A 15505-nucleotide genomic window follows, 5' to 3' on the forward strand; every position below is an offset into this window, starting at 1 on the left:
GGGAGCAGGCCGCGGGGGATACGGTTCGGGGTTTGGAGGAAACGCTTTGCATATCGAGGCAAGAAACCTAGTCAAGACGTTCAAGAAGCGCACGGTGGTGGATCGCGTCTCCCTGCGCGTCGAAAAAGGCGAGATCGTGGGGCTCTTGGGACCGAATGGTGCCGGAAAGACGACGTCCTTCTACATGATCGTCGGACTCGAACGTCCCGATGCAGGGCAGGTCTTCCTCTCGGATGTCGACATCACGAATCTTCCGATGGATCGCCGTGCTGCGCTCGGCATCAGCTACTTGACGCAGGAGGCTTCGATCTTCCGCAAGCTGACCGTCGAGCAGAATATCATGGCGATCCTCGAGACGACGAAGCTCTCGAAAGCGGAGCAGCGGGCGAAGTACGGGGAACTCCTGAAGGAATTTCGCATCGAGCACGTCCGCGAGCGCAAGGGGACGGAACTTTCAGGCGGCGAACGCCGCCGCGTCGAGATCGCGCGGTGCCTCGCGCTTGAGCCGGAGTTCATCCTGCTCGATGAGCCGTTCGCCGGCGTCGACCCGCTTGCCGTCGCCGATATCCAAGAGATCATCCAGTACCTTCGCCAGCGCGGCATGGGCATTCTCATCACGGATCACAACGTGCGCGAGACGCTTCAGATCGTTGACCGCGCCTACATTTTGAACAACGGCAAGATCCTGCTGGAGGGGGACAGCACGACGATTGCGGGCAGCCCGCTCGCAAAGAAATTCTATTTGGGGGACAACTTCACGCTTTGAGGTAGCAGGTACTATGCAAATCAGGATTTTGGATCGATACATCTTTCGGGAGGTCTTATTGACCTTTGCGTTCAGTGTATGCGCATTTTCTGCTGTCTTCATCGGGTCGGGCACGCTTTTCCGCATCGCCCAGTACATCACGGAGTACGGTGCGAGCTTTTCTGCCGTCGTGAAGATCTTTGTGCTCGGCCTGCCGAATATCGTCGTTTGGACCTTTCCGATGTCCATGCTCCTCGCAAGCCTTCTGACCGTCGGGCGCCTTTCGGGCGCGAGCGAGATCACAGCGATGAAGTCGTGCGGAATCGGCTTTTCGCGCATAGCGGCGCCCGTCATTTTCCTCGGACTCCTGGTCAGTCTCTTTTCCATGGCGTTCAACGAGTACGTCGTGCCGTGGGCGAATACGGCGTACCGCAACGTGCTTTACTACGAGATCCAAGGCAATACGGCGATACAGTCGCAGGAGCACGTCATCCTAAAGGACATCAAGGAGGGCAAGATCCAGCGCCTCCTATACGCGCGCAGCTACGATGCGAGCACGGAGCAGCTCATCGGGCTCACGATGCAGGACTTCGATTCGGAAGGCGCGCTGAGGCACGTTGAGAATGCGGAGTACGCGAAGTGGCAGGGGGATGAGTGGACGATGTACAACGGCATGATCTACGACATCAACGGCGGCGAGAGCGAGCATACGATGCGCTTTGACAAGCAGATCCTGCCGATTCAGGTGACGCCGAAACGCGTTGTCAGCGAACAGAAAAAGCCCGAGGAGCTCACGATGAAGGAGCTTCGGGCCGAGATCGAGATCATGAAGACGCAGTACGTCGACACGAAGAAGCTCGAAACGGAGCTTTACCAGCGCGTGACGATCCCGCTGGCGAGCCTTGTCTTCGCGCTCATCGGCGTGCCGCTCGGCATGCAGCCGACGCGAAACGCATCGTCCGCGGGCTTCGCATTCAGCTTGCTCATCATCTTCATCTACTATTCGACGATGACGATGGGCAACGCATTTGCACAGGGCGGCATCCTGCCGCCGATGCTCGCCGTTTGGCTCCCCGATATCATTGGATTCATCGCGGGCGGCATACTCATCCGCAGGGCGTCGCGCTGAAAAATCGGGAAACGCTCTATGAGAAAGAAGGATTGCGGTGTACGGCGTATTTTTGATTCTCGTTTTGGTGCTGACGGGCGGCGGGATCGCCTTTATCGGCGACCGCCTCGGCACGAAGATCGGCAAAAAGCGGCTTTCGCTCTTTGGGCTGCGCCCGCGTCATACCTCGATCCTCGTTACGATTGTCACCGGTTTTTGCATCACGGCGGTTACGTTCGGCATCATGGCAGCAGTGAGCGAGAACGTCCGCACGGCGCTCTTCGGCATGGAGCAGCTCAATGCAAGCATGCACCAAACGGAAGCACGTCTCGCACAGGCGACGGGCGACCTCACGGCGGCAAACGAACAGAAAGAGCAGGCGGCAGCCGATCTTGCCGCATCGAAGAAGGACGTAGACGCGCTCAAGGAGCAGCAGGAGGAGCTTCGCGCCGAATCCGAGCGCCTGGAGGAGGGCAACCGCGCGCTCGAACGCGCGAAAGCCGAGCTCATGGCGCGGAATGACACGCTGCAAGGGCAGAATAACAATCTGATGCACCAAAATGACAGCCTGCTGTCGAAGAATGAATCGCTCGGCGAGAAAAATGACGCATTGGCAGCGACGAACCAAGAGCTCGGTGCGCGCGCAAAAGCACTTCGCGAGGGGCTTATCACGATTCGCGAAGGCGACATCGCGTTCCGTGCGGGCGAAGTCATCGCGAGCGGCGTCATTCGCGGCAATCGCCCGGCAAGCGAAGTCAAAAATGATATGGAATCGCTCGCACAGCTCGCGGGACGCAACGTCTCGGCGCGTCTCGGCACGAACGTCTCCGATGATGCGATTTGGATCTATCAGCCGGAGTATGAAGCGGCTGTCGAGGAAATTGCGAAAAGCCCGCAGGATATGGTCGTGCGCATCGTCGCTGCCGGCAATCTCGTGCGCGGTGAAGACGTGCGTACGTCGCTTCAACTCTACAAGAACAGCATCATTTACCGCGACAAGGAATTCATCATTGCAAAGCCCGTACAGGCGGGAACGAGTGAGAACAATGAGGAGAACGTCATGCGATTCCTCAAGGACGTAAACAGTGCGGCGTCGGCAAAGGGCATTCTGCCCGATCCGATCCGCGGCTCGATCGGCGTCATGGACGGTGCGCAGTTCTACGACATCGTCAATCGACTCAGCCTCATGCACGGAACGGCAATTCTGTCCGCCTATGCGAACGGCGCGACGGATGCGCTCGGACCGCTGCGTCTCTTTATCCGTGTCGAGCCATCGGAGGGCGGAACATGATGTGCGTTGCGGCGGTCGACCCCGGCCGTGACAAGTGCGGCCTTGCCATCGTCAAAGAAGATGACGCGACGCTCTTCCGAAGGGTCATCCGTACGGCAGAGCTCGAAGCGGAATTGTCTGCGGCGCAAAAGACGTACGCTTTTTCCGCGCTCGTGCTCGGAAACGGGACGACGAGCAAGCAGGCGGAATCCCGTATTCGAAAGGCGCTCTGCATGCCCGTCCACGTCGTCGACGAATATCGAACGACGGAGCTCGCGAAACGCGCGTATTGGCGCATCCATCCGCGTACGGGCTGGCGCAGGTTCCTGCCGGCAACCATGCTCGTGCCGCCGGAACCCGTCGACGACCTCGTCGCCGTCATTTTGGCACGGCGCTATCTCGCGGCAAAAAAAGAATCCCAGGAAATGCGTTCCACGGAGGAATAGGATACATGGCAGAGCCACAGGACCGTCCGAGCTGGACGGAGTATTTTCTCGATATCGCACGGGCGGTCGGACGCCGCGCCACGTGCCTGCGCCGCCGCTACGGTGCGATCATCGTCAAGGACAAGATCATTATCAGCACGGGATACAACGGCGCGCCGCGCGGCGAGACCAACTGCATCGACACGGGAAACTGCGAGCGCGAACGCCTGCACGTGCCGAAGGGGCAGAACTACGAGCTCTGCGTCGCCGTCCACGCCGAGCAGAACGCCATCATAAACGCTGGGCCCGCCGACATGGAGGGCGCGACGATCTACATCGTCGGCATCAATGCCGACGGCACGCTCGCCTCGGGAAAGCCCTGCCTGCTCTGCCGCCGCATGCTCCGCAACGCGAAGATCGGCGAGGTCGTCTACTTGGAGACGGACGGAAGCGTCGTCTCCTGCACGCCGGCAGGGATACAGGACTGAAGGCGAATGGAGTATTTTTTGATAATTGCTATCGTTTTTATTGAGCTTTCTGCAGATTTGCGTTATACTACAGTAGGATGAATGGTTCCTAGAGTGAATGATTCCATAGTAGGAACGTTCCGATTTCTGTCGATATGTAAGGAGGAATCCGTTATGGATCAGAAGCAGCTCAGCCGCATGGAGCACGATCCAGGCTTTATTGCCGCACTCGACCAGAGCGGCGGTTCAACGCCAAAGGCACTGAAGGCGTACGGCGTCGACGAAAGCGCCTACCATGGGGACGAGGAGATGTTCACGCGCGTGCACGAGATGCGCACGCGCATTATCAAGAGCCCGTCCTTTGACAAGAGCAAGATTCTTGCCGCCATTCTGTTCGAGAATACGATGGACCGCAAGATTGACGGTTTCTACACGGCGGACTACCTTTGGGAGAAGAAAGGGATCATCCCCATCCTGAAGGTCGATAAAGGACTTGCGCCTGAAGCAAATGGCGTCCAGCTCATGAAACCGATCGAGGGACTGGGAGCGCTTCTTGACCGAGCGAAGGAGCGCCATATCTTTGGAACGAAGATGCGCTCCGTCATCAAGCAGGCGAATCCAGATGGCATCCGTGCAATCATCGACCAGCAGTTTGCCTTCGGCAAGGAGATCATCGCGAAGGGGTTCGTTCCCATCTTAGAGCCAGAGGTCGATATCCACTGCCCGGATAAGGCAAAGGCGGAAGAGATCATGCTCGCCGCCGTCAAGGAGAATCTTACAGGACTCCCTGCGGATGCGAAGCTCATGTTCAAGTTCACCATTCCGACGGTTGATGATCTCTATGCTGCGATCATGAAGGATCCGCACGTCGTCCGCATCGTAGCCCTAAGCGGCGGTTACTCCCAGCGCGAGGCGAACGAGAAACTCGCGCGCAACCACGGCCTCATCGCCAGCTTCTCGCGCGCCCTCGCCCAGGATCTGCGCGTGAGCCAGAGCGACGCTGAGTTTGACGCCGTGCTGAAAAAGGCAATTGACGGCATCTACGCCGCCTCCATCACCTGATCGACTACCTGCTCATTTCCCCTATATGGAGAATCCCCCGCCATGGCAGCGGGGGATTTTCATTTTCGTATCGAAAGGCGGAGCAGGTATGATTTGTTTTCATCAAATGCCGTTTCGGTGTCGAAGACGTATTTTTCATCATCGATATGCGTGATGATGCCGCGTGCGGTGCGGTCAACCAGTGCGCGTATGTGGTTGAGGATGGGACTATGATGCGCAGGGTCGAGTTCATTGAAGCGGTCGGTGAGACTGGTCAGATAATCGTCGTAGCCTATTTGATCGTTTGGTCGATGCAAGGCGTATAGGAAGTGTCAAAATAAATTGACGCGCAGGCGCATTGAAGCGTTGACAGAAGGGAATCCCTTTGTTATACTTCAAAACAACGAATGAACTATTGTTCATATAGCGAAAGGGCGATCATTATGAAGAAAACGTACAAGGTAGAGGTGGGCTGTGCGAATTGTGCGGCGAAGATGGAGCGTGTCGCTGCGAGGGTTGAAGGCGTGAAAGCGGCGCACATCAACTTCATGCTCCTGAAGATGAAGGTCGAATTCGAGGAGGGCGCTTCGCCTGCCGATGTCATGCCGCACGTGCTTGCCGCCTGCCGCAAGATTGAGAGCGACTGCGAGATCTTCTTCTGAATCTTTTTCGATAGGAAATGAAAGGGCTGTCGCGATGAATAAGAAGCAGCGAAAGAATCTCATTCGAATCGTTCTGACCGTTCTTCTCTTGGCTTTGATTGGCATGTCGCCGCTCGTCGGCATGGCAAAGCTTGCCGCTTATTTTGCGGCTTGCATCCTGATCGGCGGCGATATCCTGCGCAAGGCTGGCATCGGAATCCTGCACCGTGAGCCGCTCGACGAGAATCTCTTGATGAGCCTTGCATCGCTTGGTGCTTTCGCGCTTGCCGCAATGGGTACGGAAGATTTTTTCGAGGCGGTCGCCATCCTGCTTTTCTACCAGATCGGTGTGCTTTTTGAAGGCTATGCCGTCGGCAAGAGCCGCCGTGACATCGGCGCACTCATGGACATTCGCCCCGACTACGCGAATGTCTGGCAGGACGGGAAGCTCGTGCGCGTCGATCCCGATGCGGTCGGCGTCGGCATGGAGATTGTCGTGCAGCCTGGTGAACGCGTGCCGATCGACGGCATCGTGATGGAGGGCGAGTCGACGCTCTCAACGAGTGCGCTCACGGGGGAGAGCCTGCCGCAGGAAATAGGCGAGGGGCAGGAAGCATTGAGCGGCTGCATCAACCTCACGCGCGTCTTGCGCATTCGCACGACGAAGCCGTTTGAGGAGTCCACCGCTTCGAAAATATTGGAGCTCGTCGAAGAGGCGAGTTCGAGGAAGTCGCGCGCAGAGGTGTTTATTACGCGCTTTGCCCGCATCTACACGCCGGCTGTCGTATCCGGCGCTGTGCTTCTCGCCGTCGCGCTGCCGATCATGCGGCTTGCGTTCGGCATGGCTGCGGAATGGGAAGACTGGGGGTATCGCGCGCTTATCTTTCTCGTCATTAGCTGTCCCTGTGCGCTCGTCGTCAGCGTGCCGCTTGCGTTTTTTGCGAGCCTCGGCGCCGCGAGCCGTGCCGGCGTACTCGTCAAGGGATCCAATTTTCTCGAAATGCTCGCGGATGTCCGCACGGTTGCGATGGACAAGACCGGCACGCTTACACGCGGCGCCTTTGAAGTCCGTGCCGTCCATCACTCGCCGCTCACGGATCAGGAGCTGCTCGAAATCGCTGCGCTCGCCGAAAGCGCATCCTCGCATCCGATCAGCCGCAGCCTGCGCAAGGCGCATGGCAGGGAAATCGATCGCCGCCGCGTCATGGATGTCGAAGAAATCGGCGGGGCAGGCGTGCTCGCCCGCATTGACGGGCGTCCTTTCGCCATTGGCAACGAGCGGCTCATGGCACGCGTCGGGGCAAGCTATCGGCCGTGCCATCACGCTGGCACGATCGTTCACGTCGCAGAGGGGAAGGAATACCTCGGGCATATCGTCATCGCAGATGTCGTGAAGCCGGAGGCAAAGGCGGCGATGGAGGCGCTTCGAGCCTCCGGCGTGCGCCGCCTCGTCATGCTCACGGGGGATGGGCACAAGGCGGCCGAGGAAATCGCAGCAGCGCTTTCGTTCGACCTAGTGAGGAGCGAGCTTTTGCCAAAGGACAAGGTCGCGTCCGTCGAGCACTTGCTTGCGGATGCCAAGAAAGGCGAGCGCGTCGCGTTCGTCGGGGACGGCATCAACGATGCCCCCGTCCTCGCGCGCGCTGACGTCGGCATCGCGATGGGCGCGATGGGGTCGGATGCCGCGATCGAGGCCGCAGATGTCGTGCTCATGGATGACGACCTGCGCAAGCTCGCGAAGGCCGTCCGCATTGCGCGAAGATGCATGGGAATCGTCCGCACGAACATCGCCGCCTCGATTGGCATCAAAGTCATCTGCCTCGTGCTCGGCGCGTTTGGACTGGCGGATCTTTGGCTTGCCATCTTTGCCGATACGGGCGTTCTCGTGCTCGCCACACTCAACGCTGTGCGCGTGCTCTTCGTTAAGGAATTTAGGAGCTTTATTAAAAGTTCTTGACAGCGTCGGGGGAAGAAGTAGTAAAATAGAGAGGGGTCGCTTCGGCTGAAAATCCTTCACAAGGCAGCGATATATGTTTGATTTTCGCCGCGTTCAGATGCAAAATCTACGTCAGTCAAAAGGATCGGAAGGACTTTCTTTTATCGGCGGTTCCTTAGCGGAGCAAATTTTTTTAAGAAGGCAGGGAGGCAGGTTATGAAGAATCTCAGTGTTGCGCAGAAGCTCATGCTGGCTTTTGGCGCACTGCTCATCCTGTTCGCCGCGTTTGGCATTTATGCGGAACAGAGCGCGGTGGAACTTGGAAAGGCGACGAAGGATATCAGTGACCGAATGGAGCTGGTCAATCGATCCAGCGACGTGGCAATCAAGGTGCAGCAGGTCCGCATGGATGTATTTGCGCGCAAGGCCGCACAGACGGAGGAGGAACGCAAGGCGGGCTCGGACAAGCTCGCCAAAGCGCGCGATGCGGTCGAAACGGCGTTTGACGTGTACACCGAAGGGAAGAAGAAGACGGACTTCGGAACGCCGGAAATTACGCAGCAGGCACTTTCGGAGCTTGCTGCAGAGCGCGATCTTTGGGACAAATACCGCGAGATGAGCAAGAAGTCGGAGGTATCGACCGACCCTGCTACGACGTCCTCGCCGGAGCTCGTGAAAGCGTATGACGATCTCATCGCGTCCGTCCTGCAGGACAAGGCGAACTGCGTCCGCGACGCCCATGCATTCGAGCAGAAGGGCGCAGAGACGGCATCCCACATCAAGACGGTCACGATCGTCGCAATTGTTGTCGTCATTGTCTTGACACTCGCGGTTCTCTTCCTGCTTCGCCGCGAAATCGACACCTCCGTGCAGGCGATCCTCATAGGAGCGAAGCGCATGGCGGACGGCGATCTCCGCACGCAGGTCCAATTGGAGAACAACGATGAGTTTGGTCAGATTGCCAGATCCTTCAACATGATGAACCAAAAGGTCAACGCGATGATGCAGGGGGTGCTGAAATCAGCGTCGACCGTCTCCGATACGGCGGAGCAGCTCACGACGAGTTCACAGCAGTCAGCCGAAGCGACGCAGAATGTCGCACAGGAGATCACGGATGTAGCGGGATCTGCGGCAGAGCAGCTCCATTCGGTCGAACAGGGCGAGGCTAGCGCCAAGACGCTTTCGGATGGGATCGATGGAGCGAATAAGATGGTCGGCGCGATGCACGAGAGCATCGCGAATGCGATGGAACAAGCCGAGAAGGGAAGCACGCGTGCGAGCAACACGGCGGAATCGATGAACGATCTTGCCGTTTCGGTCAAGCGTTCGTCTGAAATTGTCGAGCAGCTCGGGCAGCGCTCGCAGGAGATCGGCGAGATCGTTTCGACGATTTCGGCGATTGCCGAGCAGACGAACCTTCTCGCGCTCAACGCAGCGATCGAGGCGGCTCGTGCCGGCGAGAACGGCCGTGGATTCTCCGTCGTTGCAGACGAAGTCCGCAAGCTTGCGGAGGCATCGCAGGAAGCGACGCAGAAGATCACTGAACTCATTCACGGCATTCAGGATGAGACGGAGCAGGCGGTCAAGGCGATGGACACGGGGCGCGAGCAGGCGGAGACGAGCCGTGACCGCGTCTCGGCAAATGCAAGAGGCTTTGCGGCGATCCTGGAGCGCATCACGGCGTGCAATGAGGAGGCGGATCGCATGGTCAAGACGATGGAGCGCCTGCGCGGCGGCGTGCAGGACATCGTCAAGGCCACGGAGACGATCGGGACTTCGGCGCGCGGCATCAGCGGCTCGTCGCAGAATGTCTCAGCCGCGACCGAGGAGCAGGCGGCCGGCATGGAGGAGATTGCAGCAAGTGCGCGCAGCCTCCTCGACACGGCAACGGATCTGACGAACAGCGTCTCACGCTTCAAGATCTAGGGAATCGCGGATCATGTGCCCCGCCAAAAAATGATCCCATCAAAAACAGGCAATGCTGCCCGTGATGGCAGCATTGCCTGTTTTTTCGATGCGCGAAGAAGCGCATCGTCCGCATCTTTCATGCGTGCTTCTTCGCGTCCGCCTTTGCTTGGAATTTTGCGTTATCAACGATGAACCGTTCGTGGCGGCCTTCGCCGATCTTTCCCATTTCGTCAAAAACCGTGGCAGAAAAGACGAGGCGGCGTCCATCGACTTCCACGAGTTCCGTTTCGCAGCGCACCTTCATGCCGCATGGTGTCGCGGCGAGATGCGCGACGTCGATTTTCGTGCCGACCGTTCCCTGCCCTTCCGCAAGCCCTGCTGCGACGCTTCGCCAAGAAGTCTCCTCGATGAGCGCGATCATGGCAGGCGTTGCGAGGACGGAGAGCTCGCCGCTGCCGATGTGTTCGGCCGTGATCGTTTCCGTGACCATCCGCTCGATCTGGTTCTTGATTCCCTTTTGCAGCATGATATTTCCTCCTGATGTCCGAGAAGTGCCATGCTTCCATTATACGCGCAGATTTGGTTTTTTGCCAGTCCCGACGAGCAAAATTTCAGGAAAAGGACGCAGCCTTGTACAGGCAGATCCTATCCTGCGGCAGGATTTGCCGCAGGATAGGAAAGCATGGTGTCCTGCGGCATTTCTATGGTATAATGAAACGCATAGGAATTACGTGGAAAGAGGGGTCGCGTTGGACAATCCGAAAAAGGTACAGAAATTATTCGATTACATCCGTCAGGTCTGCGATTTGCGCCAGCAGCTCGTGCGTCATATCGATGCGGAGCCGTGGCGGCTTTTCCTCGACGAACTGCCGATCGACCCGAAACGAATCCACCGCTACGATCCATCGGATGAGATGCATGCAGGCGTTCTTCTCGAAGTGGAAAAGCCTGCCTTCTCACCGTGCCCTGAGATCCCATTTGAGCTCATTGGATGGCTGCGCACGCACGACTGGAAGAATTTTGAGACGGCGGAAGTCGAGGCCTACGATGCGCGCCAGCGGCGCGATGCGCGTCTCGGCGATGTGACCGAGCACTTCGTCGACGACGGCGTGCGCCTCGCGGCATTCGAGGACTGGAAGCGCCGCCGCACGCTTTGGCGCGCAGGCGAGGTCGTCAAGAGTCGCACGCAGCAGCTCTTCATGGCGCTTTACGATTGCTATGACCGCTGCCGTCAGGATGCGGAGCGCGTGGAGCTCGTCATCGGAAACGGATCGTTTCTGAACGGGCTGGATACGAAGCTCGACCACCCGATTCTCGTGCGCCAGGTGCGCCTCGTATACGATGCGCGCGGCATGATGCAGCTCGTCGAGACCGGGCAGCCGACCGAGGTCTATGCCGATCTCTTTCAGGATCTTCCGGGAATCGACCCGGCAGCGGTGCGCGATTTTGCGGGGCGTGTCGACGAGGCATCGGTTCATCCGCTCGATGCCGATCTGCCCGCGTTTCTGGAGGAACAGGCGACGGCGCTCACGCCAAATTGCCGGTTTGCTGCGAAGCGCTTTGAGCTGCTGCCGACGGACTGGTACCTCCTGTATCCGCGCCCTGTTCTCTTTTTGCGCCGGCGCAGCACGGGCACGGGGAAAGCCGTGCAGGCGATCCTTGAGGAAATGGCGCACGGCGGCGAACTGCCGCAGCCGCTTCTCTCGCTCGTCGACGACGCACGTGGGGGGACGGAGGATGAAACGGAAGTGGAAGGCAATGCGTCCGTTGACGCACGGAAACTCGTCGCGGATGCGCGCGGCGAGGCGGCGGATATCCTGCTCGTGCGCCCTGCGAACGCGGAGCAGCTCGCGATCGCGCGCCGCATCGAGGAAGCGCCTGCCGTCGTCGTGCAGGGACCGCCCGGCACGGGCAAGACACACACGATCGCAAATCTTCTCGGTCATTTCCTCGCACGCGGCGAACACGTTCTCGTGACGAGCGCGACCTCGAAGGCGCTCTCCGTGCTCAAGGATAAATTGCCGGACGGTGTGCAAAACCTCTGCGTCGCCCTCCTCGATGGGGGGCGCGCCGACATGGAACGCTCAATCGCGGGAATATGCGATATGCTCGCGCGCCATTCGGCGGACGAGGTGCGCGCGGAGGCGGAAAAGCTCGAGCGTAGGCGCGCGGAGCTGCTCGCGCGGCTGTATGAACTTCGCGAGCGCGTGGCAAAGATCCAGCAGGTCGAGGCGATGCGCGACTACCTGATGATCGGGGAAGAGGGATGGTCGCTCTCACGCATGGCGGAGTTCGTGCGCAAAAACGCGCATCTTGCGGGAAGGATTCCGGGCACGGTCGCACCCGATCACGCCATGCCGCTGTCTGAGGCGGAGCTTGCGGAACTCTACGCGACGAATGCCATGTTCGACGCGGCGAGCCTCGACGATCTTTCGGGCTCGCTTCCCGCATCGGACGCTGTGATGAGCCCGGTGCAAATGGAGCGGGCTATTTCCGAGAAATCCGTCATGCGCGAGGAGGAAGAGACGCTTCTCGCGGCGCTTCCAGACGTCTCCATTGGCGCAGACGGGAAGCTCCTCTCGCGCGGACAGGAAGCGGCGGGCGATCTGGCTGAGCGGCTCTTGCTCGACGCGGATTCCCTGTACCATGCGATCGATTTCGACCATTTGCGCCTGGACTGGGCGCGGGAGACCATCCTCGCAGGCAGGCAGGGCGGATCGCGGCGTGAGGTATTCGAGATGCTTGGCCGCGATATCGCACGCGTGCAGCAGCTCAAGGGACAGGCGATGACGCAGTTCTTCGGGCGCGATCTGCGCTGCACGCTCGAGGAGATGCCAAGCGCAGCGCTGATCCAGACGCTCGCGGCGATGATGGACGCCATGCGCGAAGACGACGGGCTGTCGTGGCTCGACCGCCTGCGCCATCGCGACTGGATCCGCGTGCAGAAGGGGTTTTCGATTGACGGGCACGCGATCGCCTCGCGGCGCGACTGCCAGCTTGCGATGCAGTACGTCGCACTGAAAGAGGCACGTGAGAAGGTGCGGCGGGAGTGGGCGGAGCTTCTCGTGCCTTACGGCATGGAGCCGTACGACAAGCTCGCCGAGCGTTCCGACGATATCGACGACCTATGCAGCGCGCGGTTTTGTGAACTTTCCGCGCTTCTCGACTGGTATCCGCGCGTCTTCGACGAGCTTATGCTCGTATGGCGGCGCGCGGGCGTCCATACCGATGCCGTTCTTCCCGACACGGCTTTTGCGACGCCGCACGAATGCCTCGTGCGGGAGGTCGAGTGGCTCGAGCGCGACTTTCCGCGCTGGCAGCGCCTTTTGCGTCTGCGCGATGCCAAGGGGAGCGCCGGGGATATCGAGGCGACGCGCCTTGCGCTTCTCGCCGCCACGAGCCCGCTCGCCCTGCGCATGGCGCATGCGATCGAGACGGGGCAGACGGAGGCGTACGCGACGGATTACGCACAGCTCCTCCGCATCGAGAGGCTGAAGGACGCCTACGCGCGGCGCGAGTCGCTCCTCAAGCGCCTTGCGCCGGACGCACCGCAGTGGGCGCAGGCAATCCGCGAGAAAGAAGGGGACTGCGGCGCTGCCAAGCCGCCGCACGAGGCAGGCAAGGCCTGGCTCGTCGCGGTCTTTACGCAGCAGCTCGCAGCCGCACCCGATGCGGACACGGCCGCGCTCGGCCATGAGATCGAACGCCTCACGGAGGATCTCCATCGCACGACGGAAGCACTCGTCGAAAAGCGCGCGTGGCAGCACCTCCTGGATACGGTCGCGGGATCTGCGCTCCAGTCGGCGCTCATCGGCTGGAGCAAGGCCGTCACGAAGCTCGGCAAGGGCAAGGGGAAGTACGCTGCCCGCCATATCCGCGAGGCGCGGGCCTGCATGCGCGAGGCGCAGCGTGCCGTTCCCGCATGGATCATGCCGCTCCCGCGTGTTTTTGAGAGCCTCTCGCCCGATGCGGAGAAGTTTGACGTCATCCTCGTCGATGAAGCGAGCCAGGCGGATATCACGTCGGTCCCGCTCCTCTACTTCGGCAGGAAGGTCATCATCGTCGGCGACGACAAGCAAGTGAGTCCCTCGGCTGTCGGCGTCCCAGCGGATGATGTCGCGCATCTCATGGCGAGCACCATCGACGGCATCGTGCCGCACGCTTCGCTCTACACGATGGACACTTCGCTCTACGACCTCGCGCAGATGCATTACCGCGCGAGCATGCTTATGGAGCACTTCCGCTCCGTGCCGGAGATCATCGAGTACTCAAACCAGCTTTGCTACGATGGGCGCATACGCCCGCTTCGCGAGGCGGGCGCGGGGGCGCTCGTTCCCCTAGTCGACTGCCGCGTTGCAGGCGAACGTGAGGAAAAGGGCAGACGCAACGCCGTCGAGGCGGAGTACATCGCCGCGCTGCTCGCCGCCTGCATCGAGCAGCCGGAGTACAGGGATGCGACGTTTGGCGCGATCTCCATGCTCGGCGATACGCAGCCGAAACTTATTCGTGAAATTGCCGCCGCACATATCGGCATCGCCGAGCTCGAAGCGCATGGCTTCCTATCGGGCACGCCGGCACACTTCCAAGGCGACGAGCGCGATGTCATCTTCCTCTCGTTCGTCGACAGTCTTCGGCCCGGCGAGGACGGGACACTGCGTCTCGTCAGCGAGGGCTACGGCGGCGAGCAGGCACGCCGCTACAACGTCGCCGTGAGCCGTGCGCGCGATCAGGTCTTTCTCGTTCACTCGATGGACACGACCGACCTCAAAAACGGTGACCTGCGCCGCTCGCTCTTTGCGTACGCCGCAGCAGGAAAACGAGCGGAAGCACCTGCGGTGCGCGAGGCGACGCCGTTTGAGGCAGTGGTCGCACGCGATCTTCGAAAGAAGGGCTACACGATCCGCGAGCAGTACACCGTCGGCTCGTACACGATCGACATGGTCGCATGCGGCGGACGCGGCAAGGCGGCAATCGTCTGCGACGGCGAACGCTTTGGGCTCACGGCTCCTGCTGCCGCCGAGGAGCGGCGCAGGGAAGCCGTCTTGGAACGCCTTGGATGGCGCTTCTTTCACCTGCGCGGCAGTGCCTACTACCAAGATCCAGAAGGTGCGATCAGCCGTCTTTCCGAGGAACTCGATGCGCTCGGCATCGCAAGGCGTAAAGCGGGAGAGCCTTTCGAGCAGCCAGCGCCCAAAGCCAATGCCCGTCAGGAACTCGCCGCGCGCGTTCGCGCACGTGCCGAAGAAATCCTTGCTGCATGGCACGAGCCAGCCATCGAAGAATAACTTTCTGCAAGGAAAAAGGATTTTTTATAGTTTTCTCGAATAATAAAAGGAACATGAGAGATCGGAACTGCATTCGCAGAAAGGCGGTTAATGAAAGATGAAAGACAATATGAAGATTTTGGTTCCCGTTGACGGGTCGCCGGTATCATGCCGTGCGGCAGAATTTGCCGGCGGGATTGCATCCGAGATGAATGGATCGATCGATCTCTTCTTCGTTACGAGCATGAAGAACGACCATAATACGGTAGAGGAGCGATTCATCCCTGTCGAGCAGATCGTCGCGAGCATGCAGAATCCAAACGAGATATTCGATAAGGCGAAAAAGGGTATCCCCGCAGGGATTGCCGTCACGAGCCATGAGAAGGAGGGCGTTCCTGCGCAGGAGATCGCTGCTTACGCAAAGGAGGAAGGGATGGATCTGATCGTGATCGGCAGCAAGGGGCATACGGCTGTCGAAAACTTCCTCATCGGCAGCGTGAGCCAGAAAGTCCTCGAGAACGAAGGACCTTCTGTCGTCATCGTCAAGTGACGTGAAAAGGACAGGGATTTTCGGAGGAAATAATGCTTGACAAGGCTTTGTGGAATGCATATAATAGCTGTTGTCAGTCGGTGCGTATTGTGCTTTTGCATGCAGCGCAGGCAGATGCTGCGGAAATAGCTCAGTGGTAGAGCATCACCT

The 15505-nt window shown here is 59.6% G+C and carries 13 protein-coding genes; 11 read left to right on the top strand and 2 right to left on the bottom strand.

The genetic code is table 11. The features are described from left to right. Positions 1 to 46: 46 nt before the first annotated feature. From lptB to HMPREF1985_RS05140, 6 genes are all read left to right on the top strand, one after another. On the top strand, positions 47 to 766 hold the full coding sequence (gene lptB, locus HMPREF1985_RS05115; protein WP_021771438.1) for an LPS export ABC transporter ATP-binding protein: 720 nt from the start codon (positions 47 to 49) through the stop codon (positions 764 to 766). Positions 767 to 779: 13 nt separating this feature from the next. Further along, positions 780 to 1874 (top strand): LptF/LptG family permease, encoded by a 1095-nt coding sequence (locus tag HMPREF1985_RS05120; RefSeq protein WP_021771439.1) that lies wholly within the window; start codon positions 780 to 782, stop codon positions 1872 to 1874. Between the two features lie 37 nt (positions 1875 to 1911). Next, positions 1912 to 3144 (top strand): DUF3084 domain-containing protein, encoded by a 1233-nt coding sequence (locus tag HMPREF1985_RS05125; RefSeq protein WP_021771440.1) that lies wholly within the window; start codon positions 1912 to 1914, stop codon positions 3142 to 3144. Next, on the top strand, positions 3141 to 3569 hold the full coding sequence (locus HMPREF1985_RS05130) for a hypothetical protein (protein ID WP_021771441.1): 429 nt from the start codon (positions 3141 to 3143) through the stop codon (positions 3567 to 3569). The genes HMPREF1985_RS05125 and HMPREF1985_RS05130 overlap by 4 nt, the downstream gene beginning before the upstream one ends. Before the next feature lie 5 nt (positions 3570 to 3574). After that, entirely contained in the window at positions 3575 to 4036 is a 462-nt protein-coding gene (locus tag HMPREF1985_RS05135) for a deoxycytidylate deaminase (protein ID WP_021771442.1), read from the top strand. A 153-nt stretch (positions 4037 to 4189) separates the two neighbouring features. Then, positions 4190 to 5077, top strand: coding sequence for a fructose bisphosphate aldolase (locus HMPREF1985_RS05140; protein WP_021771443.1), 888 nt, complete (start codon positions 4190 to 4192; stop codon positions 5075 to 5077). 59 nt (positions 5078 to 5136) lie between these two features. On the opposite strand, the gene HMPREF1985_RS11305 is transcribed toward HMPREF1985_RS05140, so the two are convergent. Continuing rightward, complete coding sequence (locus HMPREF1985_RS11305; RefSeq protein WP_021771444.1) at positions 5137 to 5373, bottom strand: hypothetical protein; 237 nt, start codon at positions 5371 to 5373, stop codon at positions 5137 to 5139. Positions 5374 to 5499: 126 nt separating this feature from the next. On the opposite strand from HMPREF1985_RS11305, the gene HMPREF1985_RS05145 reads away from it, so the two are divergent. The 3 genes from HMPREF1985_RS05145 (at position 5500) to HMPREF1985_RS05155 (ending at position 9559) form a co-directional block, all read left to right on the top strand. Then, positions 5500 to 5718, top strand: a complete 219-nt coding sequence (locus HMPREF1985_RS05145) for a cation transporter (RefSeq protein ID WP_040637256.1) — start codon at positions 5500 to 5502, stop codon at positions 5716 to 5718. A gap of 34 nt (positions 5719 to 5752) precedes the next feature. Next, positions 5753 to 7654, top strand: coding sequence for a heavy metal translocating P-type ATPase (locus tag HMPREF1985_RS05150; RefSeq protein WP_021771446.1), 1902 nt, complete (start codon positions 5753 to 5755; stop codon positions 7652 to 7654). Positions 7655 to 7849: 195 nt separating this feature from the next. Continuing rightward, complete coding sequence (locus HMPREF1985_RS05155) at positions 7850 to 9559, top strand: methyl-accepting chemotaxis protein (protein ID WP_021771448.1); 1710 nt, start codon at positions 7850 to 7852, stop codon at positions 9557 to 9559. Positions 9560 to 9677: 118 nt separating this feature from the next. On the opposite strand, the gene HMPREF1985_RS05160 is transcribed toward HMPREF1985_RS05155, so the two are convergent. Then, entirely contained in the window at positions 9678 to 10067 is a 390-nt protein-coding gene (locus HMPREF1985_RS05160) for a thioesterase family protein (RefSeq protein ID WP_021771449.1), read from the bottom strand. 223 nt (positions 10068 to 10290) lie between these two features. Between HMPREF1985_RS05160 and HMPREF1985_RS05165 the strand changes: the two genes are divergently transcribed. Both HMPREF1985_RS05165 and HMPREF1985_RS05170 read left to right on the top strand, forming a co-directional pair. Further along, entirely contained in the window at positions 10291 to 14826 is a 4536-nt protein-coding gene (locus tag HMPREF1985_RS05165; protein ID WP_040637140.1) for an AAA domain-containing protein, read from the top strand. Positions 14827 to 14923: 97 nt separating this feature from the next. Further along, a complete protein-coding gene (locus tag HMPREF1985_RS05170) occupies positions 14924 to 15355 on the top strand; it encodes a universal stress protein (RefSeq protein ID WP_021771451.1) in 432 nt (143 codons plus the stop codon). The last annotated feature ends 150 nt before the right edge of the window (positions 15356 to 15505 follow it).

Source organism: Mitsuokella sp. oral taxon 131 str. W9106, from assembly GCF_000469545.1.
Classification (GTDB): Bacteria; Bacillota; Negativicutes; order Selenomonadales; family Selenomonadaceae; genus AWVT01.

Excerpts from the sequence above, each read along its gene's own strand:
- HMPREF1985_RS05155 (WP_021771448.1), top strand. The coding sequence starts at position 7,850 with ATGAAGAATCTCAGTGTTGCGCAGAAGCTCATGCTGGCTTTTGGCGCA.
- HMPREF1985_RS05150 (WP_021771446.1), top strand. The coding sequence starts at position 5,753 with ATGAATAAGAAGCAGCGAAAGAATCTCATTCGAATCGTTCTGACCGTT.
- HMPREF1985_RS05160 (WP_021771449.1), bottom strand. The coding sequence starts at position 10,067 with ATGCTGCAAAAGGGAATCAAGAACCAGATCGAGCGGATGGTCACGGAA.
- HMPREF1985_RS05135 (WP_021771442.1), top strand. The coding sequence starts at position 3,575 with ATGGCAGAGCCACAGGACCGTCCGAGCTGGACGGAGTATTTTCTCGAT.
- HMPREF1985_RS05170 (WP_021771451.1), top strand. The coding sequence starts at position 14,924 with ATGAAAGACAATATGAAGATTTTGGTTCCCGTTGACGGGTCGCCGGTA.
- HMPREF1985_RS05145 (WP_040637256.1), top strand. The coding sequence starts at position 5,500 with ATGAAGAAAACGTACAAGGTAGAGGTGGGCTGTGCGAATTGTGCGGCG.
- HMPREF1985_RS05140 (WP_021771443.1), top strand. The coding sequence starts at position 4,190 with ATGGATCAGAAGCAGCTCAGCCGCATGGAGCACGATCCAGGCTTTATT.
- HMPREF1985_RS05130 (WP_021771441.1), top strand. The coding sequence starts at position 3,141 with ATGATGTGCGTTGCGGCGGTCGACCCCGGCCGTGACAAGTGCGGCCTT.
- HMPREF1985_RS05120 (WP_021771439.1), top strand. The coding sequence starts at position 780 with ATGCAAATCAGGATTTTGGATCGATACATCTTTCGGGAGGTCTTATTG.